Below are 1,973 nucleotides of genomic sequence, written 5' to 3' on the forward strand. Positions count from 1 at the left end.
TTATCCCACTAGCACGAAAAACTCCGTCCTTTAGGGCGGAGATGTAAGTGCATATCTGTTAGGTATTTGAATATCGTTTCACCTAGATCCATTCGCTTTTTAGTGCATTCTATTAAAAATCAAAGTTAGCTAATTTAATGCGGTGTTTCTTGCTCTTGTATGTATTGCTTAATCGTCTCTAAAGGCGCGCCCCCACAACTCCCAGCGAAATAACTAGGCGACCATAAATGCTTCCCCCACAAACTAGCTTCAACGCTTTTGAAATGGTGTTGTCTAGTCAAACGACTGCTAACGCCTTTTAAAGAATTAACTAACTTACTCACGCTCACTTTTGGAGGGTAGTTGATAAGCAAATGCACATGATCGCTCTCCCCATCAAATTCTACCAATTCGCTCTCAAAGTCCTTACACACTTTGGCAAACACCGATCCTAAAAAATCTATCACTTCCTTATTGAACGCTGAACGCCTGTATTTAGTAACAAATACCAAATGCACATGCATTAAAAAAACACAATGTCTTCCGTGTCTCATATCATCAATTTTTTTCATAGACCTATTTTAACAAAAAGAGGTTAAAATACTTCTATGAAAGTCAATAAGGGTTTTAAATTCCGCTTGTATCCCACTAAAGAACAACAAGATAAGTTGCAACACTGCTTTTTTGTCTATAATCAAGCTTATAATATTGGCTTGAATTTACTGCAAGAGCAATATGAAACCAACAAAGATTCACCTCTCAAAGAAAGAAAGTGGAAAAAATCAAGCGAGTTAGATCATGCGATTAAACACCACTTGAACGCTAGGGGGTTAAGTTTTAGTAGTGTGATAGCCCAACAATCACGCATGAATGTTGAAAGGGCTTTAAGAGATGCTTTTAAAGTTAAAAACAGGGGCTTTCCTAAATTCAAAAACTCTAAATCTGCTAAACAATCTTTTTCGTGGAACAATCAAGGTTTCTCTATCAAAGAAAGCGATGATGACCGCTTTAAGATATTCACTTTAATGAAAATGCCCTTAATGATGCGCATGCATAGAGACTTCCCCCCTAATTTTAAAGTGAAACAAATTAGTATCTCTTGCAGCCATAGAAAATATTTTGTTAGCTTTAGCGTGGAATACGAACAAGACATTACTCCCATCAAAAACACTAAAAATGGTGTGGGGCTAGATTTGAATATCCTTGATATAGCTTGTTCTTGTGAGATAAACAACCATGAAAAACTAACGGACTTTAAGCAATACCAAACAGACATGAAAGAATTACTAGGGATAGAAATAGATGAAGAGCTGGATACTAAACGACTTATCCCTACTTATTCCAAATTGTATTCTTTAAAAAAATACTCTGAAAAATTTAAAAGATTACAAAGAAAACAAAGCCGTAGGGTGTTAAAGTCTAAACAAAACAAAACCCAATTAGGAGGTAATTTTTACAAAACGCAAAAGAAATTAAACCAAGCCTTTGACAAATCTAGTCATCAAAAAACAGACAGATACCATAAAATCACAAGCGAACTTTCAAAGCAATTTGGATTGATAGTAGTTGAAGATTTGCAAGTAAAAAACATGACTAAAAGAGCTAAACTCAAAAATGTTAAACAAAAGAGTGGGCTTAATCAATCTATCTTAAACGCTTCATTCTATCAAATCATCTCTTTTTTAGACTACAAACAACAGCATAATGGCAAATTGTTAGTGAAAGTTCCCCCACAATATACGAGTAAGACTTGCCATTGTTGTGGGAATATCAACCACAAGCTTAAATTGAATCATAGGCAATATTGGTGTTTAGAATGCGGGTATAGAGAACACAGAGACATCAACGCTGCGAACAATATTTTAAGCAAAGGGTTAAGTCTTTTTGGGGTAGGAAATATCCATGCAGACTTTAAAGAACAAAGCCTTTCGTGTTAGTGTCCATTAGGGCGCTTTAGTTAGGAAGCTCCTTGCTTTAGCAAGGGGTGGTTTCAC

Annotated in this window: 2 protein-coding genes; one reads left to right on the plus strand and one right to left on the minus strand. The window is 35.7% G+C overall.

Features of this window, described 5'->3' with window-relative positions; translation table 11 throughout:
- Positions 1-134: 134 nt before the first annotated feature.
- On the minus strand, positions 135-551 hold the full coding sequence (gene tnpA / locus H7N67_RS07860) for an IS200/IS605 family transposase (RefSeq protein WP_078259695.1): 417 nt from the start codon (positions 549-551) through the stop codon (positions 135-137).
- A 36-nt stretch (positions 552-587) separates the two neighbouring features.
- Between tnpA and H7N67_RS07865 the strand changes: the two genes are divergently transcribed.
- A complete protein-coding gene (locus tag H7N67_RS07865) occupies positions 588-1,916 on the plus strand; it encodes an RNA-guided endonuclease InsQ/TnpB family protein (protein ID WP_187939613.1) in 1,329 nt (442 codons plus the stop codon).
- The last annotated feature ends 57 nt before the right edge of the window (positions 1,917-1,973 follow it).

Source organism: Helicobacter pylori (assembly GCF_014498195.1).
GTDB lineage: Bacteria > Campylobacterota > Campylobacteria > Campylobacterales > Helicobacteraceae > Helicobacter > Helicobacter pylori_DO.